The sequence below is a fragment of the Cyanothece sp. BG0011 genome (assembly GCF_003013815.1).
Lineage (GTDB): Bacteria > Cyanobacteriota > Cyanobacteriia > Cyanobacteriales > Microcystaceae > Crocosphaera.
In genome coordinates this window covers 13,200-34,529 of sequence record NZ_PRLH01000050.1, presented here as the reverse complement: position 1 = coordinate 34,529, position 21,330 = coordinate 13,200, and the positions used below count along the sequence as shown (strand labels likewise).

Sequence of the window (21,330 nt, the reverse complement as noted above, 5' to 3'; positions counted from 1 at the left end):
CTGTTTCTTTTGACAGGGCTTTAGACTCTATTATTTTGGTAAAACCTAGCAATTATTATCAATCGACGATTGTAGTTAATCATTAATCTCTTATGAGTCCGAACCCAACCTCCGATCTATCCGCCATTGAGCAGTTGCAAAAGGAAAAAATCCTTAACCCGGCTGCCCGTGGCCAAGTTACTCAAGATTTGTCAGAAAATATAATCTTAACCACCGTAGACGATCTGCACAACTGGGCTAGATTATCCAGTTTGTGGCCTTTGTTATACGGAACCGCTTGTTGCTTCATCGAATTTGCAGCCCTCATCGGCTCTCGCTTCGATTTTGACCGTTTTGGTCTCGTTCCCCGTTCTAGCCCCCGACAAGCGGATTTAATCATCACTGCGGGAACGATCACCATGAAGATGGCCCCTGCTTTGGTGCGTCTTTATGAAGAAATGCCCGATCCTAAGTACGTCATCGCCATGGGTGCTTGTACCATCACCGGGGGAATGTTTAGCAGCGACTCTACAACCGCCGTTAGAGGGGTGGATAAACTCATTCCTGTGGATGTTTATATTCCTGGGTGTCCTCCCCGTCCCGAAGCCATTTTTGACGCGATCATCAAACTGCGGAAAAAAGTCTCTAATGAAACCATTCAGGAACGGTCTAGCGTAATGGAACAAACCCACCGTTACTATAGTACCCCCCACAACATGAAAGCGGTTTCTCCCATTTTGACCGGAAAATATTTGGCGACTCCTACCCGTCAAGCACCTCCCAAAGAATTGACAGAAGCGATCGGTATGGAAGTTCCCCCCGCTTTAGCATCCCAAAAACAGAGAGAGGAAGCATAATATGGTTGATGAGAATACACAAGATAACGCCCCAGAACAAGAAGAAGAAGGCGCGATCGTACAAGCAGGCCCGGTGTCGAGTTGGTTAACAGACAATGGTTTCGACCATGACTTACTTGAACCGGATCATCTGGGGATAGAATTAATTAAAGTCTCTCCTGACTTTTTGGTTCCCCTCTGTACTGCTTTGTACGCCTACGGGTTTAATTATTTACAATGTCAGGGAGCTTATGATCTGGGCCCTGGAAAAGAACTGGTTAGCTTCTATCATTTGATCAAGGTGAGTGATAACTGCGAGCAAGCTGAAGAAGTTCGCCTTAAAGTCTTTTTACCCAGAGATAACCCCCATGTTCCTTCCGTTTACTGGATCTGGAAAGCGGCAGATTGGCAAGAACGGGAAAGCTATGATATGTATGGCATTATCTACGATGGTCATCCGGATCTTAAACGCATTTTGATGCCGGAAGATTGGGTAGGTTGGCCCTTACGAAAAGATTATGTTTCCCCCGATTTTTACGAGTTACAAGACGCTTATTAAACAGTGAGCAGTTATCAGTGACCAGTGACCAAAAACTGATCAGTGATTCTTTAAAACTCCCTAATATTTCCCCTCAAATTAGTTACTTTGGGGGGCTTTTTTAATAATTGATCATCAATTTTTGACATAATTCTAAATCAAGATAACCTTTATTGTTAATATCTCCTTTGATCATTTTAAAATGATTGTTCGGTTCTCCTAGATGATTTAAAACTAAACTAGCTAAAGAAAAATCTTGATTTTTTGTGTAATCATGTAAAGTAATGACTGTCTTTAAACCAGCCTCAGAAGCGGCTTGTAACCCATGAAAAGAATCCTCAAATACTAAACATTCATCAGGGGATAACTTCATCTCATTTAAGACATATTTATAAATATCAGGAGCGGGTTTTTTATTCGGAACAATATCCCCGGCTGCGATCACTTCAAACCACTGAGGATTAAGATGTTTTTCGATTAAAGCCAAAGCATTGGGTAACGCGCTAGTGGTGGCGATCGCTAATCGTATCCCCTCCTGATAAGCTTCTTCAATTAACCGTTTTACCCCTAAACGTAATTGAATTTCTCCTGATGATAATAACTGACCATAATGGTTCGTTTTTGCTTGATGAAGTTGAGGAATTAAACTGTCCAAATCTTTGATCAGATCAGGATGATATTGTTGTAAATAATATCGAATCCTTTCTTTTCCACCAGAAATTTCTAACAATTCTCCGTAGAGGGTTTCTGACCAATTCCAGTTTAAATTCCCCTCAGCAAAAGCCCGATTAAACGCAATTCGATGGCCATCTCTTTCCGTTTCGGCTAAGGTTCCATCCACATCAAAAATTAAAGCTTTTAACATCATAACTAACTGATTGAAGTAATATTTCAGATTAAAGTAATATTTCTCCCCAACTCCCGACTCCCAACTCCCAACCTCCTGCCTCCTGCCTTCTGCCTCCTGCCTTCTCCTCAACTCCCGACTCCTAACTCCCAACCTCCTGCCCCCTGCCTTCTGCCTCCTGCCTTCTCCTCAACCCAGTCCCTCAACCACCGGATGGAAATAAAAGGCTAAACCAATTACTGCATAAGTCGCTAATAATAAAGTCCCTTCTAACCAATTAGAACGACCATCGGAACTAATCGAATTCGTAATTAAAACCGCCACAGCGACAGCGACTAATTCAAAGGGATTAAAATCTAAATCCATCGGTTGTCCTAATAACCAACCCGCAATCACTAAAACAGGGGCAACAAACAACGCAATTTGTAAACTTGAACCTACCGCCACGGACATGGATAAATCCATTTTATTCTTCATCGCAACCGTAACCGCCGTAGCGTGTTCAGCGGCATTGCCCACAATGGGGAGTAAAATCACACCGGTAAACAAAGCAGTTAACCCTAAAGATGAGGTGGCTTCTTCTAGGGAATTGACCAATAACTCTGATTCAATGGCAACCCCAAGGGTAACTAATAAAAGGATAATCACCCATTTACTCAGATTGACATTAGTGCCATCTTCTTCGGATTCTTCTTCGGCCACCATCCCCACTTCATATAAATAAGCATGGGTTTTCATCGAAAACAATAAGGTTAATCCATAGACCAAGATTAAAACAACCGCTACAGCAACAGATAAATTCTGTAAGGTTTGTTCTTCAATCCCACTCGACGTATATTGCACCGCCGTCGGTAATAAAATAGCAATGACGGCCAAATTCATCGAAGACGCATTAACACGGGCTGCCACCGATTGAAATTCCTGTTCTTTGTAGCGCAGGCCACCCAATAACATTGAAAAGCCCACCACTAATAATAAATTCCCAATAATTGAACCAGTAATGGTGGCTTTAACCACACCAATTAACCCTTCTTGCAAAGCCACGAAAGCCAAAATTAATTCAGTGGCATTACCAAAGGTAGCATTTAACAATCCCCCTAAATTCGGACCAACCACCACAGCAATTTCTTCTGTGGCCTGACCCATAAAAGCAGCCAACGGCACAATAGCTAAACCGGCGGTGATAAAAGTAATCGATGCCCCCCATTCCAAGTATTCAGACCCTAGAGATAAAGGGATAAAAATTAATAAAATCGACAGAATCGTACTTTTATTGAACATGATAATACTCATCAATGGGTTAACATTCTCAAATCCCTTTTTTAGTTTAGGGGATCAATGAACTTGACAGATTCTTGTAATGTAAAGTTATATGATAAAACGATTACCATGCTTTACAAGTATCTAGGGTCTAACCATGAGTCAAGCCAACCGCCAACCCACTCGAGATAAACACAAAAAACCTCTCCCTGTTGTGGTCTATGAACCAAATAGTCGCGTCAGACACCCCATCAAACTATTACAGGAAATGTGGTACGACTTGCTTGCTTCTCGTGAATTAGCTTGGCAATTATTTCAACGAGATATTCAATCTCAATATCGTCAGTCTATTCTCGGTGTACTCTGGATTTTTATCCCCCCGTTAGTCAGCGCAGTGGGTTTAACCTTCCTCAGAGAAGCCAGAGTTTTGAACTTAGGAGACACCCCTATTCCTTACCCAGTTTATGTTGCTCTGAGTATGACACTGTGGCAAACTTTTATTCAAGTTTTTAATAATACTATGGGAGCCGCCCGAAGTGCGAAAGGGATGCTGATGAAATTAAATGTCCCCCCAGAAGCGTTTATCCTCTCGAAAGTATCACAAACTTTATTTAATTTTCTGATTCAATTGATTCCCATTTTTTTCTTATTTGTCTGGTTTAAAGTAGGGGTAACTTGGACAATTCTTATTGCTCCCGTGGCCTTCATTCATTTGATCTTGTTTGGCACAGGACTGGGATTAATTTTAAGTCCATTTTCTTGTCTCTATGGTGATGTTAATAAAGCCATCAGTTTTGTCACTCGTCTCTGGTTATTTGTCACTCCTGTCATTTATCCTCAACCACGGGAAGGATTTTGGGCAATTTTGGTAAAAATTAACCCTGTTACTCCCCTATTGGTCACCACAAGAGATTTAGCCACCACCGGAGAAATTTCTAACGTAGCAGGATTTTGGATCGCTAGTGCTGTGGCGATTATCTTGACGTTGTTTGGATGGATATTTTATCGCTTATCGTTACCCTTTTTAGTCGAAAGAGCTTAGACAATTACAGTTCATCAGCGTTGAGAAAATTAAGCATTAGAAAACGCTAGAAAATCAGTCAAAATCCACAGAGCAAGGTTCAGAAAAAACGTTTAACTTAAACACTTTATGATCAATAATTGCTTGATGAGTTAACCTAAAATCACTTATGATAATCAATTGAGCTTAAAAAGCCCTACCTCTAACTGAAGGTAGGGAACTTTACTAATATTGACTACAGGAAAAATTTTGTGACAGTCAGAGTTCGTATCGCCCCAAGTCCCACAGGAAATTTACACATCGGAACCGCCAGAACCGCCGTTTTTAACTGGTTATTTGCTCATCATCACCAAGGCCAGTTTATCCTCAGAGTCGAAGACACTGACCAAGAGCGATCGCGTCAAGAATACACCGACAATATTAAATCCGGACTGGCCTGGTTGGGCTTAACTTGGGATGAGGGTCCTTTTTTTCAAACCCAACGCCTCGATCTCTATCGTCAAGCCATTCAAACCCTACTCGACAAAGGATTTGCCTATCGTTGTTATTGTACCCCAGAAGAATTAGAACAAATGCGAGAGGCACAAAAAGCCCAAAACCAAGCCCCTCGCTACGATAACCGTCATCGTCATCTCACCGAAGAACAACGCCAAGGGTTTGAAGCAGAAGGCAGAAAACCAGTCATTCGCTTTATGATTGATGATCAGCGCGAAATTGTCTGGCACGATCTCATCCGAGGGAAAATGACCTGGAAAGGCAGCGATCTCGGCGGAGATATGGTGATCGCTCGTATGGCCGATAGTCCCGATCAACCCTTTGGACAACCGCTTTATAATTTAGCCGTAGTGGTCGATGACATGGATATGAAGATCACCCATGTGATCCGAGGAGAAGATCATATCGCTAATACCGCTAAACAAATTCTCTTATACGAAGCTCTCGGCGCAACGGTTCCAGAATTCGCCCACACCCCCCTAATTTTGAACCAAGAAGGACGTAAACTGTCAAAACGGGATGGGGTAACCTCTATTGATGACTTTCGTCAAATGGGCTTTCTACCCGATGCTTTAGCCAACTATATGACCCTATTGGGATGGACTCCCCCAGACTCGACTCAAGAGATTTTTACGTTAAGCGAAGCAGCCCAACAGTTTAGTTTAGAACGAGTCAATAAGGCCGGGGCTAAATTTGATTGGGACAAACTTGATTGGATTAATAGTCAATATTTACATAAACTGTCAGGGCCAGAATTAGTGGATTTATTGGTTCCCTATTGGCAAGGGGCCGGCTATCCTATCAATATCGACAGCGATCGCCCTTGGTTAGAAACGATGGCCACCCTCATCGGACCGAGTCTCACCCGTCTCAGTGACGCAGCACAAGAAAGTGTCTTATTATTCGGCGAAACAGTGGACTACAGTGAAGAAGCCATGGCCCAAATGAAACAAGAGGGAGTTCAAGGGGTTTTACAAGCTGTTTTAGAAAAAATTGAAGCCTCTTCTCAGTTGAGCGAAGATGAAGCCAAAGACACCATTAAACAAGTGACGAAAACGTTTAAGGTGAAAAAAGGGTTAGTCATGCGATCGCTTCGTGCCGGTTTAATGGGTGAATTACACGGTCCTGATCTCATTCAATCTTGGCTTTTATTAAACGAAAAAGGATGGGATAAAAGCCGTTTGCGTCATGGCTTAGGTTTACTATAACGTCACCAGAATACACAAATCTAGCGTAAGATGGGCAAGTATTTAAAGGGATTAGAAATATTTGCCCATCCTATCAAATTGATGACGATCACATCGGATTTTCTTTACTGTCACAGTTTACCAATTTTTAAAATTGTTATAGTTAAATAATAATTCTCTTTTATGGAGAGTTTTTCAACCATCAAACTTCTGAAAAATGTGATAGTAATAAGGACATGATAATGTGTTATTCAGACGATAAAAACTCCCATACCGGGCTTATTTTCCAAATTGAGCGAGTTCTTGAACAAGGGAAATTGACGGCAATGGATGAAAAATATTTTTTAGATGCCATGTTATGTAATCAACCCATTACCCAAGAAGAACTAATCGGAATTACTGAGATTTTTAATCGATTGCAATCAGGACAAATCACATTAATCAATGATAAAATGTAATTCTTAATCTCATTTTATCAAGATTGATTAGAAAATGGGATGAGTTTGGCTAACTTATCTTTTCCTGATTTAACTCTGACTAAATTTTTAAGACTGGCAATAACTAAATTCCAAAAATATCCATATTGAGGATATACTTTTAGAAGTAAACACTCGGCTAAAATATACCGTCTATTCGTCGTATTATAGCGAAATTCGGGAGGATTATTTTCTGTACGAAATTGCTCAGGAAACGGTAAAATATGTCCAATAATATCGCCTTTTTTGGCAATTCCTTTGCTGTATAAATTAGCTTGCATGGCTAAACCAAGTAATCGATCAGAACACCAAAAAGGAACATATTTAAACGGCCCTAAAAGAGTAAATTGCTTAACAATATCGTTTAATTGCTCTTGAACTAAACTATTTTTCCACACTTTTTTATCAAAATTCTCTTGATGGGGTCCATGATGATCTTTGCGATCTTTGATCAGACAAAGTAAATTAAATTCATTGTCTAAAGGACAGATAGGAATCTCTTGAAGGGTTTCTATTGTTTTTAAATGATGATCGTCTCCTTTCCTGACTGTGATATTCTCTAGATTCGTAAAAGTTTCCCAGTCTTCTAATAATTTCTCTTGATTACCATAAGGATAAAACTTTTGTCTTAACTTAAATAAATAACTATTGGGAAATCTTTGAAAATATGCCAGCACAACTTCTTCAATTTTGGGGTACAAATATTCATCACAATTAATAGATAAAACATAGGTTCCCGACGCATTTAATAAAGCTGTAATTCTTTGTATAACTTCTCCTCTTAAAGCACTAACGATCTGACGAATTCTCGGATCATTATTACTCAGTAAGGGAACTTCAGGAGGATAAACTAAAATAAATTCTACATTACCCTCAACTTTTGATAACGCTTCTATCCAGACTTGGGGAACATTATCCCTCATGGGAATAATGACTGATAACGTTGGTTTTTTCATATTAGCTAATATATAGTTCTAAATGATATTAGTTATTAATTGATCACTCTTATTTTTTAGAATTAATCTAATTGAATGATCAATCTTACTAAAAGTTTAATAGATTTTATAGAATTTATACATTATAATTATCCTTTTGTCAACGTTTCCAAGCATTGATCACCTCTTCTAATTGATTTCTTTGCTGAAACATTGATCTTTTCTTCTTAGATTGTCTTAATCTTTTACCATTTGTCTATGGAAAAATTTTCAGATTTTTTCTAGCATGATCGAAGTTAGCTAATTACGTGAAAGATTAAATGATGCACAATCTAGTTAAGGATGCTGTTAAGTTTTTTGTTTTGATTGCAGCCATTTTATTCTGCTTAGGATTTTCGTCCCCTAGTTCAGAAAAATTAGCAATTTCTCCTGATTTTTCCCAAGGAATTCGCTATTTAAACGAACAAAACTATCAAGAAGCGATTCTGAAATTTACTCAAGTTATTAATAACAAGGATCACAAAATTGCCTCTGCTTATAGTAATCGTTGTCTGGCCTATTTACAAATCAATCATAATCAAGCAGCTAAACAAGACTGTGAACAAGCTTTAAAGAGAAATTCAAACAATATTGAAGCTTATCTTAATAAGGGATTAGCCGATTATCGACTCGAAAATTATGGTCAATCTTTAGCTGCTTACCAAGAAGTCATTAAACGCCATAAACATGATTATCGTGCTTACTATAATCAAGGATTAGTCCATTTTCAATTAGGGAATTATCAGCAAGCTTTAGACAGTTATAATCAAGCTCTAAAAAACCATAGAGATCATTCTTTGCAAGCTAAAACCTTGATTTATTACGATCGCGCTGTGGCTCATTTAAAACTGGAAAATTTTCAAGGGGCGATCGCTAATTTGACTCATGTTCTTATTTTAAATCCCAAGGACGAACAAGCCTATTATCAGCGAGGTTATGCTTATCAAAAATTAGGGAATTATCAAGCGGCTTTTCAAGATTTTACCGAAGTCATTACCTTAAATCCTCAGTTAACCAGTGCTTATATTAATCGAGGTATTGCGGCTGGAATTTTAGGATTACAAGACATGGCTTGGCAAAATTTTAAAATCGCCCTCAATCAGTTTCAACAACAAAACAATGAGATGGGTTACCACAAAACACTGAATTTAATTCGTCAATTTAAACAAATCACCTCAGATGTCTATCATACCCCCATTGGTTAATGGTAACCCCTTAATCTTTCCCTTCTAATCCAGGTTTCTTAAACTCTAACCATAGTGTCATCCCTACCCACGCTATCACAGCAATTAAAGCCAAAATACCAAATTGAGTGATCCAATGAATTAATTCAGGTAACGGCACTAATTTTCCGACAAAAAAGGATAAGCTAACCATAATTAATGCCCAAACTGTCGCCCCTCCTAAATTACAGAGTAAAAATCGATAATAAGGCATTTGGGCAATACCCGCCACCGGACCGGCAAACACCCTTAATAAGGTGACAAAACGGCCAAAAAATACCGCTTTGGCTGCATTTTTACTAAACTTGTTCCTAACGTCTTCTAGTTGTCTCGTGGAGATGTTAAAAAAGCTACCTACTTTTATTAATAATGGCCATCCTCCCCAACGGCCAATCCAATAACCAAAATTATCGCCGATGACGGCACCGGCGATCGCACTTCCTAACACAACCCAGTAGCCTAATTCTCCGCTGCCGGCTAAAAAACCGCCTACGATAGTGATAGTTTCCCCAGGAATAGGTATTCCAGTATTTTCTAAGGCAATGCCAATAAATACTGCCCAATACCCGTATTGACGTGCAATTTCTTGAATGTTTTCTAATGACAGAAATTCGATTGACATCTAAGCAAAACTTTACAAAGATTTACGATATATTCATATCTTGACTTATTTTGCTAAGAACTGTCAATCAGAATGAAGAATTTAGAATGTAGAATTTAGAATTACCTCCACCTCAAGTTGGAGGCTTGAAACAAGGAAAACTCTTCTTTTCATCCCCTTGAAATAGGAGGCTTGGAACCCTTTTTTTCGGTCAATTATCATCGGGGAAAAGGTTGTTCAAACATCAGATAAGGAAGGGGTGTCATTCCCAATGCGCTATAGGTTTCTTGGGCAACCCGATTATCTTTTTCTACATATAATCTGAACCCACAAACTTCTTCTTTATTATTAGCGAGTTCTTTGATAAATTCATACATTTTTCGATAAATACCACGACGACGATATTCCTGTTCAACAAAGACACTTTGAATCCACCAAAAGACCCCATTACGCCAGTCACTCCACTCCCTAGTAATCATCAAACAGCCCACTACCTTTGACTGAACTTCAGCTACTACATAAAAACCGTGGGACGGGTTGTTTAATAAGGCTTTAATCCCTGCCTTTAGAACATCGGGTTGCAAAACTTTTCCCTCCGTTTCCATGGCCATTGTTTGATTAAAATTGGCGATCGCTTTGACATCATCGAGTTGAGCTAGACGTATACTTATGGTATCCAATATTTTACTTAAGTTAGTTCATTTCACTATATTACAATATTAAATTCCCCAATCCTCATCTTTAAGCTTTCATTTTTAATTAAATTGGTTATCACTAAAGGTTGTTGATGGATAGGGATTCGTTGTAAAATTTTATCCGTTTCATTTAAGGTTTTTTCTTCTGAGAAATATAATTGAGTAATCAATTCTTTTTGACGAGGAAGTGTTACCTTAAAGTGAATATGAGGGGGTCTTTTCCAAGATCCCGTAACAGGATAACCCCCTGGTTTAACGGTTTTAAATAAATAGGAACCGTCTTGACGGGTAGTGGTCCATCCCCAACCTTGAAAGTTAGGATCAATGGGGGCTTGATTGGGATCATAAGGGTGATTATAACGTCCCGAAGCACAAGCTTGCCAAATTTCAACTTTGGCTGCGGAGATCGGTTGATGTTCCTGGGTTAAAAGTTTGCCTGAAATGATAATTTTTTCTCCCAATGCCTGATTTTTTCTGTCATTAATCCAGGTTAAATCATTATCATCATCTAGGGGAAAATTGACAGGATAAAAAGGCCCTTCAATTTGTTGTGGAGTTAAGGTATATTGTTGATTGATTTGGGCTAAAGGCAAGGTTAAATATCCCAGACTAAAGCTTTTGATTTGTTTGAATAATTGTCTTCTCTTTAATTTCATTATCTTCTTTTAGTTTGATTAAGATAATTAATCACTTTTTGGCGATCGCTAATAGCAGTTTTCAATTGGGGGTATTAATATTTTAGATAATTTTTTGGTCAATGAATTAGAATCAGTCACTATTTTAAGATAAAATGGATAACTGATATCTCTAATCATCAGTTAAATGTCTCAAGCACAATCAAACTCATTGATTATTCCTCAACTCATTGTAGGATTGGGAAATCCTGAACCTAAATACGATAAAACTCGTCATAATATTGGTTTTGAAATTGTCGATCTTTTAGCTGAAACATGGGGACTCTCTTGGAAAGAAAACCGCCGGTTTCAAGGAGTAATAGCAGAAGGAACCAGCAGAAATAATCAAAAAATTTATCTACTTAAACCTTTAACTTATATGAATCGTTCCGGTCAATCCGTTCGGGCTGTGGTAGATTGGTATAAACTAACCTCAACGGATGTGTTAGTGATTTATGATGACATGGATCTGCCTATTGGTCGCATGAGAATGCGTTTATCAGGGTCAGCCGGTGGTCATAATGGGATGAAATCCATTATTTCCCATTTGGGAGGACAAAATTTTCCTCGTTTACGCCTCGGTATTGGTAAGTCGGGTCAACTCGATAATACCGTTTCTCACGTTTTAGGGCGGTTTAGCCCCGAAGAAAGAAAAATTATTGATAAAACCTTTCCTTTAGTGGTTGATGCCATTGAAACCAGCTTAATTGAAGGAATTGAAAAAGCCATGAGCCTATTTAATAGTCAAACAGTGACGCTATAGGGTATGATAGTGTGTTGTATATTATTAAATATAGTCGTCGTTTATTTAACGGGAGGGGCAATTGGAGCCTAGATTTATTTTAAAAGTATTGTGGTTAGATGCTAACGTAGCGATCGCAGTTGATCAAGTGGTCGGAAAAGGAACCAGTCCTTTAACCGCTTATTTTTTCTGGCCACGTAACGATGCTTGGCAAGAATTAAAAGAAGAATTAGAAGCCAAACACTGGATTTTAGAAACCGAAAGAATTGAAGTATTAAACAAAGCCACAGAAGTGATTAATTACTGGCAAGACCTACGTAATCAAGGTAAAAGCATTACCATGAAGGAAGCTCAAAGTAAGTTTCCAGAAGTTACCTTTAGCGGCAGTAATTAAATTGAATTGAATTGAGAATTTAGAATGCACAAAAGAATTAAATTCTAAATTCTTCATTCTAAATTCTTCATTTTCTTAATTCCTTGTTCCCTGAGAAACGATAAACCCGATAATCGAGATTGGGGAAAATATTATCCATTGCCTCAATGCTGTCTAGAAAAGTAGCATTGATGGTTCCCAGTTGAAAATCATCATAAATCTGATTAAAGCGAAGAAGATGGGTTTTGGTTCGTTCCACTGCGTAAGGAACCATCGTACCCGCGCGCATAATAAACGCCCAATCAGAAGATTGAGCCAAGAGTAATTCCCGTGCAGCTTGATTTAACGCTCTTTGTTCCAACTCATCAGCCGGTTCTAAGTTACTTAATTCTATCATCCGTTCCGTCGCTTGATGGAGATGGGGATAAATCCAAGTATTAGTATCATTGAGCCAAAACTCATGAAACCCCTTATAACCCCAACTCGACTGAGAGAGACGACACAACTGCTGAGTGGGGTTATACCGTAAATAATCAGCCAAATGAACCAGATCAAAGGTACTTTGATCATACCAAGCCTTACGGAATAAATAATCAAGAAACCACGGTCCCTCGTACCACCAATGGCCGAATAATTCCGCATCATAAGGAGCCACCACCACAGGGGGACGTTGCATCATGTTCGCTAAATGAGCAATTTGTTGTTCCCGATTGTACATAAAATTCCCTGCGTGTTCGGCCGCCTTTTCCCTAGCCCAATAGGGGTCATATAACGCCTTATCCCCCATATTGCCCTGAGTATTGGTAATTTTATGGTATTTTATCCCCGTATTCTTCCGTTCACCATTGGGCATAATGTAAGGCTTAATGTAGTCGTAGTCTGCCTCCCAACCCAAATCCTTGTAAAATTCCCGATATTCAGGATCACCCGGATACCCCATTTTAGAGGACCAAACCTGACTAGAGGACTCGTGATCTCGACCAAAAGCCGCCACCCCAGCCTCAGTAAAAACAGGGGCGTAGGTTCCATAACGGGGGCGAGGATGAGCGTATAAAATGCCGTGGCCATCGATAATAAAGTAACGTAACCCCGCCTTAGCCAGCAGGGTTTCTAACCCTTCATAGTAGGCGCATTCGGGCAACCAGATGCCTTTGGGGGGACGGTCAAAAGTTTCTTGATAATGGTCACAGGCCACTTTAATTTGTGACCACACCGCTTGAGGATACATTTTCATCAAGGGAAGATAACCATGAGTCGCCCCAGAGGTCATGATTTCGAGATTATTGCTGTCTAGGAATTTTTTAAACCCGACAATCAAATCTCCGTTGTATTGGTGCCAAGTTTGGCGAATTTTCGTAAATTCTTGGTGATAAAATTCAGCTAAATAGAGAATATGGCCATTGTGTTGATTATTCTCAATTTCTTTAACGATCAGTTCTTCTAATTTTCCCAGATGGTCAGTATAGCGTTCTTGTAATAAAGGATCTCGCAACATGGACACCAGAGGAGGGGTTAAACTCATTGTGAGTTTAAAATCGATGCCATCTCGTTGTAATCCTTCAAAAACTTGCAATAGAGGAATATAAGTTTCTGTAATCGCTTCATACAGCCACTCTTCCTCTAGGACATAGTCCCGTTCAGGATGTCGGACAAACGGTAAGTGAGCATGAAGGACGAGGGCAACATAGCCAAGAGCCATAATCGTTTTCAACCATTGCAGTAAAGTTTTTACAATTAAGCTATAACATTAAGTGTAGTTGATTTTATACTATCTTAAGAATCTAGAATAGAATAGATAGGAAAATCTCTGATTCTAAACAACCATCTTTATTTGTCAGTATATAATATTAAGTTGCAGTGCTAGAACCCCCCAACCATCAAACAACCGCTAAAACTGATCAGGCTGCACCGATGTCAATTCAGTTATTGTTGTTTGTCGATGAGCGCCCCAGTTCCCATGAGTATATTCAACCCATCCGAGACTACGTCAAAACCATTAGCGAAGATTGTCCTTGCCAGTTAGAAGTCATTGAAATTCACGAACAACCCCACCTCGTGGAGCATTTTCGCTTAGTGGCGACTCCGGCGTTAGTGAAAGTGGTTCCCGAACCCAGACAAACCCTAGCAGGAAGTAATCTCGTCAATCAACTGAAAAAATGGTGGCCAAAATGGCTTTCATCCCTAGAAGAAAATCATCGCGACTCATCCGTCGAAACCGCCAGCAGTGTGGGTTATTCAGGGGAACTCATGCGTCTTTCCGACGAAATATTTCGTCTCAAGAAAGATAAAGAAAACTTACTTGAACAACTCAAATTCAAAGATCAAGTCTTAGCCATGTTAGCCCATGATTTACGGAGTCCCTTAACCGCTGCGTCTATTGCCGTAGAAACCCTAGAACTGGCGCAAACCCACGAGCCTACCAAAAAACAGCAAAAATTAGCTGCCCAATTATTTCAGCAAACCCGTAATCAATTTCGGGTGATGAATCGTCTGATTACAGACATTTTACAAGCCTCCAAAAGTATGAATGCTCAACTGCACGTGCAACATACAGAGGTTTTCTTACCCCGTTTATCGAAAGAGATTGTCGCCCAATATAACGATTTATTAAAAGAGAAATCCTTAACCTTAATTCATGATGTTCCCCAAGATGTACCCGGAGTCTATGCCGATGAAGAATTAATCCGTCAGGTGATTGTCAACTTGATCGATAATGCGATTAAATATACACCAGAAGGAGGAGAAATTACCTTATCAATTCTTCACCGTACCAGTCAAAAAGTACAAGTTAGTGTGTGTGATACTGGTCCTGGCATTCCTCAAGAAAAACAGGAACGAATTTTTGAAGGCCACTTCCGCTTGCAACGGGATCAAGGAAAAGAAGGATATGGATTAGGGTTATCCTTATGTCGTAAAATTATTCGTGTCCACTATGGCCAAATTTGGGTTGATAGTGTACCAGGACAAGGTAGTTGTTTTCATTTTACATTGCCTGTTTATCGTTAGCGATTAACATGGGTAATCTCTCTACAGAGATAGATTAAATTTTCCCACTAACTCGAAAACACAAGATTCGCTCAATCATTCAACCGATATGCGTAAAGCTTTAATTATCGTCAATGCTGAGGTCAAAGCTGAAGGTACCACCTATTTAGCTTCCCCGGCAACCGAAAAAATGGTTACGGCACTTGAAACAGCCATTTATGCTGATTCTCCCTCAACTCAGGTTGAAGTGATCCCAGCAGCCTCATTATGGTCAAGAAAATCTCAAGTTTCCCAAGCAGATGCAGATATCCTCTATTGTCCTCTGACCATAGAAATGCCCAGTTGGCTATCTTTTCCCGAACAAAAAATTTACCAAGATTGTAAAGATATCAAGGGACGAAGACAATGGGTAGAGAAAACCTTAGGGTATAAAACCAGTATTGGGGATTCTTGGTTAGGAGATTTGTGGCTACCCATCGCCGTCACTCCGACAGAATTCATCTATGGAGAGATTATTGGAGAAGGGGCCTTTCCTAACTCCTACGAACAACCCATTGCCTTGAATAAGTCTTTATATCGTCCCCTGTATGAGTTAGCCGAAGGGTTATTAGAGTCCCTAGATGCCCCTTCCTCCTTATACTTGTTGCAATTTCGCCTCAAAGGTCAACAGATTGTTTTTGATCGCTTATGGCCCTTTCCAGCAGCCCCTGCCATCGCTTCTCTAACCTATCCCCATCCTAATTTATTTACTTGTTATTGGCATTGTTTGACCCATCAACCTCTTCCTAGCTTAACAGGAAGCCCTTCTTAAGGGGTTAGTAACGAATTATGATTAATTGTTAAGCGTAGTCTGAATTAACTTGACGTATTTTGAACATTAAGTTGGTATTTCGTTATATTAAAACCGAAAATATACCGCTTGATTTTTCAAAGGTTATATCATGACTACGTTAACCCGCTGGTTTCTAGCACAAGAAACCCCTATTGTTGATCCGTCTTTATTGAATCAACTATTTTCTGATGGTTGGACTTTGGTACAAGGTCTGATTATCCTCTTAGTTGGTTGGATTATCGCCTCGATTGTCAGAGGCGTTGTCAAAAAAGTTCTCCAGAGTACCGAAATCGATAATCAAATTGCTGCTTGGATTGCCGGAGAAGATTCCTCGGATAGTTCCATTCCCATCGAAAAATGGGTCTCTGATTTTACTTATTGGCTCATTATTCTCTTCGCTGTCGTTGCTTTCTTAAACACCCTGCAACTTGAAGCCGTTTATGAACCCCTTAATAGTCTTCTCGGAGAAATTACCAATTTCTTACCGAAACTCTTAGGGGCTGGAATCCTGGTGGCTATTGCTTGGGTATTAGCTGCCTTATCAAAGACACTCATTACCCGTCTTTTAGGTACGTTTAATCTAGAACAACGGTTAGGAGGGGATAGTGAGCAACTCTCTGTATCCCAAACTATCGGTAATGCGGTTTACTGGCTGGTGATCCTGCTGTTTTTACCCTCGATTCTCAGTACCCTTCAGTTAGAGGGAACCTTAGCCCCCGTACAAGGACTCTTAAATGAAATTTTAGCCATTATCCCCAATATCCTTGCTGCTGTCATTATTGCAGCGGTGGGCTGGGTTGTGGCTAAAATTGTGCAACGGGTGGTCAGCAGTTTATTAGCCACAACCCCCCTCAATCAAGTCGGGGAAAAATTCGGCTTATCCAGTGACCCCACCGGTAACTCCTTATCCAATATTATTGGCACCGTTGTTAATATCCTCATTTTAATTCCTGTTGCCATTACTGCCTTAGACGCGCTGCAAATTGATGCCATTTCCGAACCAGCGACGGATATGCTCAATCAAGTCTTAAATCTCTTGCCTAAATTATTTGCAGCTACAGTGGTCTTAGGGTTAGCTTATGTTGGGGGACAATATCTCTCAGATTTAGTCACCAATGTGTTAAGAAGTGTGGGCTTTAACAACATTTTTCAATGGTTGGGTATCGCCCAAACCCCTACACCCCCCCCAACCCCTCCGACTCCAACGGAGACCACTGAAGTTCCTCCCACTGTACCTCCTGCCACTGCAACTGATACCACTCCCATTTCAACTGCTAAGACTCCAACGCCGACGACTCCCACCCGAACCCCGTCAGAAATCGCGGGTATTATTGTTTTAGTGGTGGTCATGTTACTTGCGTCTTTGACGGCAGTCGATATTCTCAAAATTGAAGCTTTGAAAGTTGTGGTCGGAGCCTTGTTAGCGATCGCAGGTCAAGTGTTAGTAGGATTAGCGATTTTAGCGTTAGGACTTTACTTAGCTAACCTTTGCTTTAATTTAATTACGAATTCAGGCACTCGTCAAGCTAAATTTTTGGGCCATACGGCTCGAATTTCTATCCTTATTTTTGTGGTGGCTATGGCCTTACAACAGATGGGAATTGCCCCGAATATCGTTAATTTAGCCTTTGGCTTATTAGTAGGAGGCATTGCTGCTGCCATTGCTTTAGCCTTTGGCTTAGGAGGGCGAGAAGTGGCCGGCGAACAACTACGAGAGTGGTTAAATAACATCAAACAAAACTAGAACTTTTCAACCCTTTACAAGTTGAACTAGAAATATAAATGTTATAGGGGTCAACGGTTGTTGACCCCTACTAAAATCGTAAAATTTATCTGATTTAACTCATATCTTGCACCTTCGATAAACCCCCCAACCCCCCACACCCCCCTTTATAAGGGGGGCAGGGGGGGTTAGGGGCAGGGGGGGTTAGGGGCAGGGGGGGTAGGCAATAGTTTTAATCTTCCTCTGCACCCTACACCCTACACCCTGTTCAATGTAATTTTTAATTTCTTAGGCGTGCAAGATGTCAGTTTAAACAAACTTTATTAAAGGTTAGCCACGATTAATTAAACCCCAAAGCCAGATGGCAATAATTGCTCCTAAAACAGCCACAAAAACCCCTGGAATACTGAGAGAGGCTCCAGCCAATTGTAGGGTTCCTGTGCGAATAAAAGTCATTAGAGTTCCGCCAATAAATGCCCCAATAATTCCCAGAAACATGGTCGCGATAAAGCCACCGCCCTGATGACCGGGAAAAATCCATTTAGCGATCGCCCCTGCTAATAATCCCAAAATAATCCAAGCAATAATATTCATAATAATAATTCCTCCTAAAATTGAGTCTAAATTTTTTTCAATTCTATCTTTGACATCTAATTCACCACATCTTTCTGGAGGATTAGTTAACAAAATTAATTATCTGTTAACACATAGTTAACAGAAAAAGTCCCACCTAACCGATAGATGATTAGGTGGGGAAAATGTCACGAATGACCGATTTAATTGCAGGTTTTTTAGTAGGCTAATCCCATACTGCGGGTTGTTTCTGCCCCAAGATAAACACGGATGCTTAAGAAATCGGTAGGACAAGCTGTTTCACATCGCTTACAGCCCACACAGTCTTCTGTACGGGGAGAAGAAGCAATTTGACTGGCTTTACAACCATCCCAGGGAACCATCTCTAAAACATCGAGGGGACAAGCACGAACGCACTGAGTACAACCAATACAGGTATCGTAGATTTTAACTTTGTGTGACATTGATTCCGGCTCCTTAACCGAGTGTTCTCCTTAGTCAAGCACCTTAACTAACAATAAATTGTAGTCGAGGTTTCCCAACTGAACAAAGACTTAAGAGTATCTTATCTGTCTGTTCTAAAAATAGTCAGGATTAAGGGCTAGTTTACCGCAGTGACAGAATCTCCTCATAAAAATTGTTGTAGAACTTTAAATTATGTAACACTTGAGGTCTAATCAGGATCATCGAATTGTTGAACCGAGACATCGACCACATCAACATCAATGATACCTGGGGGAGTGACTCGTTTAAACTGGCCCTGTTCAACTTCTAAAGCTTCACCACAACTCGGACAGCGGGTTTCTACCCCATTAAACCCTGTAAATTCGTAGCTACACACAGGACATTGATCTTCGACTAAGTTACGCTGAACCCACCATCGTAATACCCATAACCCAATCACTGGAGTAATTAAAATGACCCCCAGTAAAATCAGAAATCCATTAACCACCCATCCTAAGCCAACGGAGACTAATAAAATGGCCAGTAGCAGTAAATTTAATAAACACCCTAACCCAGAATTATTGAGCCATAGTAGTTTTGGAGAATAATTATTCACAATCGATCTCTCAGGTTGCTTTGTTTAGCGACTTATATTTCTCTATGTTATCGTTACCCCCTATCCCATTGGCAAAAAATCCTTAAACTTTCCTTCTGCCGACCTGATTTATTGGAACTAAAATGCAAAAAATCTATATAAATTACCGTTTTAGGGGATCGATTGGGGACAATTCGGCTTAGAATAATGCAGTGAAACATTTAGCCTATGGGGATTTTGGCGATTTACGTCTATAAAGATTACTTATAATTCGTCCTATTTTTAACTAGGATGTGCCAAAACACCATAGAACTAACAAACCATATAAGGAGATTACTCAATGAATAAAGGTGAATTAATTGATGCAGTGGCTAATAAGGCTGAAGTCACCAAAAAACAAGCAGAAACCGTGATTAGTGCCACCATAGAAACGATTATGGAAGCAGTGGCCGGAGATGATAAAGTCACCCTAGTGGGCTTTGGATCATTTGAAGCCCGCGATCGCAAGGCCCGAGAAGGCCGTAACCCCAAAACCAATGAAAAAATGAGTATTCCTGCCACTAAAGTTCCTGCTTTCTCGGCCGGAAAGCTGTTTAAAGAACGGGTTGCACCGAAAAAGTAGTTTTCGGCAGATGAAACAACCCGTTCATGGTGGTAATTTAGTCTGGGCAGCTGCTCAAATTGGCTGTCCAGTTTCTTCTATTTTAGATTTTTCTGCTAGTATTAATCCCCTCGGTCCTCCCCCATCGGTCTTAACCTCGATTAAAACGGCGTTAGACAGCCTTAGACATTATCCTGATCCCCAATACACAAAATTGAGAAAAACCCTCTCAGAATGGCATAAACTGCCCTCTGAGTGGATTTTGCCAGGGAATGGGGCAGCAGAGTTATTAACCTGGGCCAGCCGTGACTTGGCAGCGGAAAAACATACTTATGTCATGATTCCTGGATTTCGGGATTATTGGCGAGGGTTAGAAGGGTTTGGGGCGAAGATTATCCCCCTTTCTTTTCCTTGGCCAACCTCTGATGGTTTGAATCTTTTGGATCACTGTCAGGGAACTGAGGCCGGTATTATTATTAATAATCCCCATAATCCGACGGGTCAATTATTCCCTAGAGAGGCTTTATTACCCTTATTAGAACGGTTTAAATTAGTGGTGGTTGATGAGGCGTTTATGGATTTTGTTCCCCCTTCCGGGCAACAAAGTTTACTTCCTTGGATTGAGGCTTATCCTAATTTAATTATTGTGCGATCGCTGACTAAATTTTATAGTCTTCCGGGTCTACGTTTAGGTTATGCGATCGCTCATCCCCATCATCTACAACGGTGGCAACGGTGGCGTGATCCTTGGCCTGTCAATAGTTTAGCGGTTAACGCCGGTATCGCCGCTATAAAAGATGAAGCTTTTGTACAACAAACGAGACAATGGTTATCATCAGCTTATCAGCAGTTACTGACAGGATTATTACACATTAAAGGGTTAGAACCTGTTCCTAGTTCTGTGAATTTCATCTTAGTTAAAACTGAAATTCCGAGTTTTCAATTACAACAGGAATTATTACAACAGTATCGGATTTTGATTCGAGATTGTTCCACTTTTGAAACATTAGGCGATCGCTATTTTCGCATTGCTGTTCGTACGTTTGAGGAGAATCATAAATTGCTCGAAGCATTATCAAATATTTTTACATCGTAAGATAATAATTTTATTTTAATTTTAGTCAATAGATTGCTACAGTTATAATAACTGATAATATAGTTTAAATTTATGATATATGTTAACAGTAATTGGTTGCGGTAATCTCAATCGATGTGATGATGCAGTGGGGGTTATTATTGCTCAAAAATTACAAGATATTTTTAAGGATAAAAGCTTAGCTAATCTACAGATTTATGACTGTGGAACCGCCGGAATGGAGGTAATGTTTCAAGCAAGGGGAAGTGAAAAATTAATCATTATTGATGCTTGTACGACCGATTCAGAACCAGGCACTATTTATCAAGTACCAGGAGAGGAATTAGAAGAATTACCCGAACCTAGTTATAGTTTACACGACTTTCGCTGGGATCATGCGTTAGCAGCAGGAAGAAAGATATTTAAAGAAGAGTTTCCTAATGATGTAACGGTTTATTTAATTGAAGCAGAAAACTTAGGATTAGGATTAGAAATTAGTCCAAGTTTAAAGGATTCTATTCAAAACGTAATTGAATCGATAGAAGAAGACATTAACAATTTTTGCTCAGAAAATTAACTGA

24 protein-coding genes are annotated in these 21,330 nt (G+C 39.9%); 14 read left to right on the top strand and 10 right to left on the bottom strand.

What is annotated here, in order from left to right; genetic code table 11:
* Nucleotides 1-92 precede the first annotated feature (92 nt).
* Together ndhK and C4E06_RS07165 are read left to right on the top strand one after the other, a co-directional pair.
* Nucleotides 93-836: a photosynthetic/respiratory NAD(P)H-quinone oxidoreductase subunit K gene (ndhK, locus tag C4E06_RS07170; protein WP_107667444.1), complete on the top strand. Its 744-nt coding sequence runs from the start codon at nucleotides 93-95 to the stop codon at nucleotides 834-836.
* A gap of 1 nt (nucleotide 837) precedes the next feature.
* On the top strand, nucleotides 838-1,374 hold the full coding sequence (locus C4E06_RS07165; RefSeq protein ID WP_107667443.1) for an NAD(P)H-quinone oxidoreductase subunit J: 537 nt from the start codon (nucleotides 838-840) through the stop codon (nucleotides 1,372-1,374).
* A 100-nt stretch (nucleotides 1,375-1,474) separates the two neighbouring features.
* Here C4E06_RS07165 and C4E06_RS07160 read toward each other — a convergent pair whose 3' ends face one another.
* Complete coding sequence (locus C4E06_RS07160; RefSeq protein WP_107667442.1) at nucleotides 1,475-2,221, bottom strand: HAD family hydrolase; 747 nt, start codon at nucleotides 2,219-2,221, stop codon at nucleotides 1,475-1,477.
* A gap of 168 nt (nucleotides 2,222-2,389) precedes the next feature.
* Nucleotides 2,390-3,481 carry a calcium/proton exchanger gene (cax, locus tag C4E06_RS07155; protein WP_107667470.1) on the bottom strand — a complete coding sequence of 364 codons (1,092 nt, stop codon included), beginning with the start codon at nucleotides 3,479-3,481 and terminating at the stop codon, nucleotides 2,390-2,392.
* Nucleotides 3,482-3,617: 136 nt separating this feature from the next.
* Between cax and C4E06_RS07150 the strand changes: the two genes are divergently transcribed.
* The 3 genes from C4E06_RS07150 (at nucleotide 3,618) to C4E06_RS07140 (ending at nucleotide 6,621) form a co-directional block, all read left to right on the top strand.
* On the top strand, nucleotides 3,618-4,502 hold the full coding sequence (locus C4E06_RS07150) for an ABC transporter permease (RefSeq protein ID WP_107667441.1): 885 nt from the start codon (nucleotides 3,618-3,620) through the stop codon (nucleotides 4,500-4,502).
* A 230-nt stretch (nucleotides 4,503-4,732) separates the two neighbouring features.
* Nucleotides 4,733-6,184 (top strand): glutamate--tRNA ligase, encoded by a 1,452-nt coding sequence (gene gltX / locus C4E06_RS07145; RefSeq protein ID WP_107667440.1) that lies wholly within the window; start codon nucleotides 4,733-4,735, stop codon nucleotides 6,182-6,184.
* Nucleotides 6,185-6,405: 221 nt separating this feature from the next.
* The gene (locus C4E06_RS07140) at nucleotides 6,406-6,621 is read left to right on the top strand and encodes a hypothetical protein (protein WP_107667439.1); all 216 of its coding nucleotides are present in this window, start codon (nucleotides 6,406-6,408) and stop codon (nucleotides 6,619-6,621) included.
* Nucleotides 6,622-6,638: 17 nt separating this feature from the next.
* On the opposite strand, the gene C4E06_RS07135 is transcribed toward C4E06_RS07140, so the two are convergent.
* Nucleotides 6,639-7,595, bottom strand: a complete 957-nt coding sequence (locus C4E06_RS07135; RefSeq protein ID WP_107667438.1) for a transposase — start codon at nucleotides 7,593-7,595, stop codon at nucleotides 6,639-6,641.
* Nucleotides 7,596-7,894: 299 nt separating this feature from the next.
* Between C4E06_RS07135 and C4E06_RS07130 the strand changes: the two genes are divergently transcribed.
* On the top strand, nucleotides 7,895-8,818 hold the full coding sequence (locus C4E06_RS07130) for a tetratricopeptide repeat protein (protein WP_198648390.1): 924 nt from the start codon (nucleotides 7,895-7,897) through the stop codon (nucleotides 8,816-8,818).
* Between the two features lie 10 nt (nucleotides 8,819-8,828).
* Here the strand turns inward: C4E06_RS07130 and C4E06_RS07125 are convergent, their stop codons facing one another.
* The 3 genes from C4E06_RS07125 to C4E06_RS07115 form a co-directional block, all read right to left on the bottom strand.
* Nucleotides 8,829-9,458 (bottom strand): DedA family protein, encoded by a 630-nt coding sequence (locus tag C4E06_RS07125; RefSeq protein ID WP_107667436.1) that lies wholly within the window; start codon nucleotides 9,456-9,458, stop codon nucleotides 8,829-8,831.
* Nucleotides 9,459-9,655: 197 nt separating this feature from the next.
* Complete coding sequence (locus tag C4E06_RS07120) at nucleotides 9,656-10,117, bottom strand: GNAT family N-acetyltransferase (protein ID WP_107667435.1); 462 nt, start codon at nucleotides 10,115-10,117, stop codon at nucleotides 9,656-9,658.
* A gap of 26 nt (nucleotides 10,118-10,143) precedes the next feature.
* Nucleotides 10,144-10,788 carry a protocatechuate 3,4-dioxygenase gene (locus C4E06_RS07115; protein ID WP_107667434.1) on the bottom strand — a complete coding sequence of 215 codons (645 nt, stop codon included), beginning with the start codon at nucleotides 10,786-10,788 and terminating at the stop codon, nucleotides 10,144-10,146.
* 166 nt (nucleotides 10,789-10,954) lie between these two features.
* Here C4E06_RS07115 and pth point away from each other — a divergent pair, with 166 nt between their 5' ends.
* Both pth and C4E06_RS07105 read left to right on the top strand, forming a co-directional pair.
* On the top strand, nucleotides 10,955-11,569 hold the full coding sequence (gene pth / locus C4E06_RS07110) for an aminoacyl-tRNA hydrolase (protein ID WP_107667433.1): 615 nt from the start codon (nucleotides 10,955-10,957) through the stop codon (nucleotides 11,567-11,569).
* A gap of 61 nt (nucleotides 11,570-11,630) precedes the next feature.
* Nucleotides 11,631-11,942, top strand: a complete 312-nt coding sequence (locus C4E06_RS07105) for a 30S ribosomal protein PSRP-3 (RefSeq protein WP_107667432.1) — start codon at nucleotides 11,631-11,633, stop codon at nucleotides 11,940-11,942.
* Between the two features lie 67 nt (nucleotides 11,943-12,009).
* On the opposite strand, the gene C4E06_RS07100 is transcribed toward C4E06_RS07105, so the two are convergent.
* Nucleotides 12,010-13,620, bottom strand: a complete 1,611-nt coding sequence (locus C4E06_RS07100; protein WP_107667431.1) for a glycoside hydrolase family 57 protein — start codon at nucleotides 13,618-13,620, stop codon at nucleotides 12,010-12,012.
* Between the two features lie 158 nt (nucleotides 13,621-13,778).
* Here C4E06_RS07100 and C4E06_RS07095 point away from each other — a divergent pair, with 158 nt between their 5' ends.
* The 3 genes from C4E06_RS07095 (at nucleotide 13,779) to C4E06_RS07085 (ending at nucleotide 17,482) form a co-directional block, all read left to right on the top strand.
* A complete protein-coding gene (locus C4E06_RS07095) occupies nucleotides 13,779-14,927 on the top strand; it encodes a histidine kinase (protein ID WP_107667430.1) in 1,149 nt (382 codons plus the stop codon).
* 88 nt (nucleotides 14,928-15,015) lie between these two features.
* Nucleotides 15,016-15,717 carry a hypothetical protein gene (locus C4E06_RS07090; RefSeq protein WP_107667429.1) on the top strand — a complete coding sequence of 234 codons (702 nt, stop codon included), beginning with the start codon at nucleotides 15,016-15,018 and terminating at the stop codon, nucleotides 15,715-15,717.
* Between the two features lie 130 nt (nucleotides 15,718-15,847).
* Nucleotides 15,848-17,482 carry a mechanosensitive ion channel gene (locus tag C4E06_RS07085; protein ID WP_107667428.1) on the top strand — a complete coding sequence of 545 codons (1,635 nt, stop codon included), beginning with the start codon at nucleotides 15,848-15,850 and terminating at the stop codon, nucleotides 17,480-17,482.
* 309 nt (nucleotides 17,483-17,791) lie between these two features.
* On the opposite strand, the gene C4E06_RS07080 is transcribed toward C4E06_RS07085, so the two are convergent.
* From C4E06_RS07080 to C4E06_RS07070, 3 genes are all read right to left on the bottom strand, one after another.
* Nucleotides 17,792-18,055: a GlsB/YeaQ/YmgE family stress response membrane protein gene (locus tag C4E06_RS07080; RefSeq protein WP_107667469.1), complete on the bottom strand. Its 264-nt coding sequence runs from the start codon at nucleotides 18,053-18,055 to the stop codon at nucleotides 17,792-17,794.
* Between the two features lie 197 nt (nucleotides 18,056-18,252).
* Complete coding sequence (psaC, locus tag C4E06_RS07075) at nucleotides 18,253-18,498, bottom strand: photosystem I iron-sulfur center protein PsaC (protein WP_008276077.1); 246 nt, start codon at nucleotides 18,496-18,498, stop codon at nucleotides 18,253-18,255.
* Nucleotides 18,499-18,707: 209 nt separating this feature from the next.
* Nucleotides 18,708-19,094 carry a hypothetical protein gene (locus C4E06_RS07070; protein WP_107667427.1) on the bottom strand — a complete coding sequence of 129 codons (387 nt, stop codon included), beginning with the start codon at nucleotides 19,092-19,094 and terminating at the stop codon, nucleotides 18,708-18,710.
* Nucleotides 19,095-19,413: 319 nt separating this feature from the next.
* On the opposite strand from C4E06_RS07070, the gene C4E06_RS07065 reads away from it, so the two are divergent.
* The 3 genes from C4E06_RS07065 to C4E06_RS07055 all read left to right on the top strand — a co-directional run bounded on the left by C4E06_RS07065 (nucleotide 19,414) and on the right by C4E06_RS07055 (nucleotide 21,326).
* Nucleotides 19,414-19,695 (top strand): HU family DNA-binding protein, encoded by a 282-nt coding sequence (locus C4E06_RS07065; RefSeq protein WP_008276079.1) that lies wholly within the window; start codon nucleotides 19,414-19,416, stop codon nucleotides 19,693-19,695.
* Between the two features lie 10 nt (nucleotides 19,696-19,705).
* Nucleotides 19,706-20,770, top strand: a complete 1,065-nt coding sequence (gene cobD, locus C4E06_RS07060) for a threonine-phosphate decarboxylase CobD (RefSeq protein WP_107667426.1) — start codon at nucleotides 19,706-19,708, stop codon at nucleotides 20,768-20,770.
* Between the two features lie 79 nt (nucleotides 20,771-20,849).
* Entirely contained in the window at nucleotides 20,850-21,326 is a 477-nt protein-coding gene (locus C4E06_RS07055) for a hydrogenase maturation protease (protein WP_107667425.1), read from the top strand.
* The last annotated feature ends 4 nt before the right edge of the window (nucleotides 21,327-21,330 follow it).

What these genes read in the sequence shown, in the direction of transcription:
- ndhK (WP_107667444.1), top strand. Translation starts at nt 93, where the DNA reads ATGAGTCCGAACCCAACCTCCGATCTATCCGCCATTGAGCAGTTGCAA.
- C4E06_RS07165 (WP_107667443.1), top strand. Translation starts at nt 838, where the DNA reads ATGGTTGATGAGAATACACAAGATAACGCCCCAGAACAAGAAGAAGAA.
- C4E06_RS07160 (WP_107667442.1), bottom strand. Translation starts at nt 2,221, where the DNA reads ATGATGTTAAAAGCTTTAATTTTTGATGTGGATGGAACCTTAGCCGAA.
- cax (WP_107667470.1), bottom strand. Translation starts at nt 3,481, where the DNA reads ATGTTCAATAAAAGTACGATTCTGTCGATTTTATTAATTTTTATCCCT.
- C4E06_RS07150 (WP_107667441.1), top strand. Translation starts at nt 3,618, where the DNA reads ATGAGTCAAGCCAACCGCCAACCCACTCGAGATAAACACAAAAAACCT.
- C4E06_RS07140 (WP_107667439.1), top strand. Translation starts at nt 6,406, where the DNA reads ATGTGTTATTCAGACGATAAAAACTCCCATACCGGGCTTATTTTCCAA.
- C4E06_RS07135 (WP_107667438.1), bottom strand. Translation starts at nt 7,595, where the DNA reads ATGAAAAAACCAACGTTATCAGTCATTATTCCCATGAGGGATAATGTT.
- C4E06_RS07130 (WP_198648390.1), top strand. Translation starts at nt 7,895, where the DNA reads ATGATGCACAATCTAGTTAAGGATGCTGTTAAGTTTTTTGTTTTGATT.
- C4E06_RS07125 (WP_107667436.1), bottom strand. Translation starts at nt 9,458, where the DNA reads ATGTCAATCGAATTTCTGTCATTAGAAAACATTCAAGAAATTGCACGT.
- C4E06_RS07115 (WP_107667434.1), bottom strand. Translation starts at nt 10,788, where the DNA reads ATGAAATTAAAGAGAAGACAATTATTCAAACAAATCAAAAGCTTTAGT.
- pth (WP_107667433.1), top strand. Translation starts at nt 10,955, where the DNA reads ATGTCTCAAGCACAATCAAACTCATTGATTATTCCTCAACTCATTGTA.
- C4E06_RS07100 (WP_107667431.1), bottom strand. Translation starts at nt 13,620, where the DNA reads ATGGCTCTTGGCTATGTTGCCCTCGTCCTTCATGCTCACTTACCGTTT.
- C4E06_RS07090 (WP_107667429.1), top strand. Translation starts at nt 15,016, where the DNA reads ATGCGTAAAGCTTTAATTATCGTCAATGCTGAGGTCAAAGCTGAAGGT.
- C4E06_RS07085 (WP_107667428.1), top strand. Translation starts at nt 15,848, where the DNA reads ATGACTACGTTAACCCGCTGGTTTCTAGCACAAGAAACCCCTATTGTT.
- C4E06_RS07080 (WP_107667469.1), bottom strand. Translation starts at nt 18,055, where the DNA reads ATGAATATTATTGCTTGGATTATTTTGGGATTATTAGCAGGGGCGATC.
- psaC (WP_008276077.1), bottom strand. Translation starts at nt 18,498, where the DNA reads ATGTCACACAAAGTTAAAATCTACGATACCTGTATTGGTTGTACTCAG.
- C4E06_RS07065 (WP_008276079.1), top strand. Translation starts at nt 19,414, where the DNA reads ATGAATAAAGGTGAATTAATTGATGCAGTGGCTAATAAGGCTGAAGTC.
- cobD (WP_107667426.1), top strand. Translation starts at nt 19,706, where the DNA reads ATGAAACAACCCGTTCATGGTGGTAATTTAGTCTGGGCAGCTGCTCAA.
- C4E06_RS07055 (WP_107667425.1), top strand. Translation starts at nt 20,850, where the DNA reads ATGTTAACAGTAATTGGTTGCGGTAATCTCAATCGATGTGATGATGCA.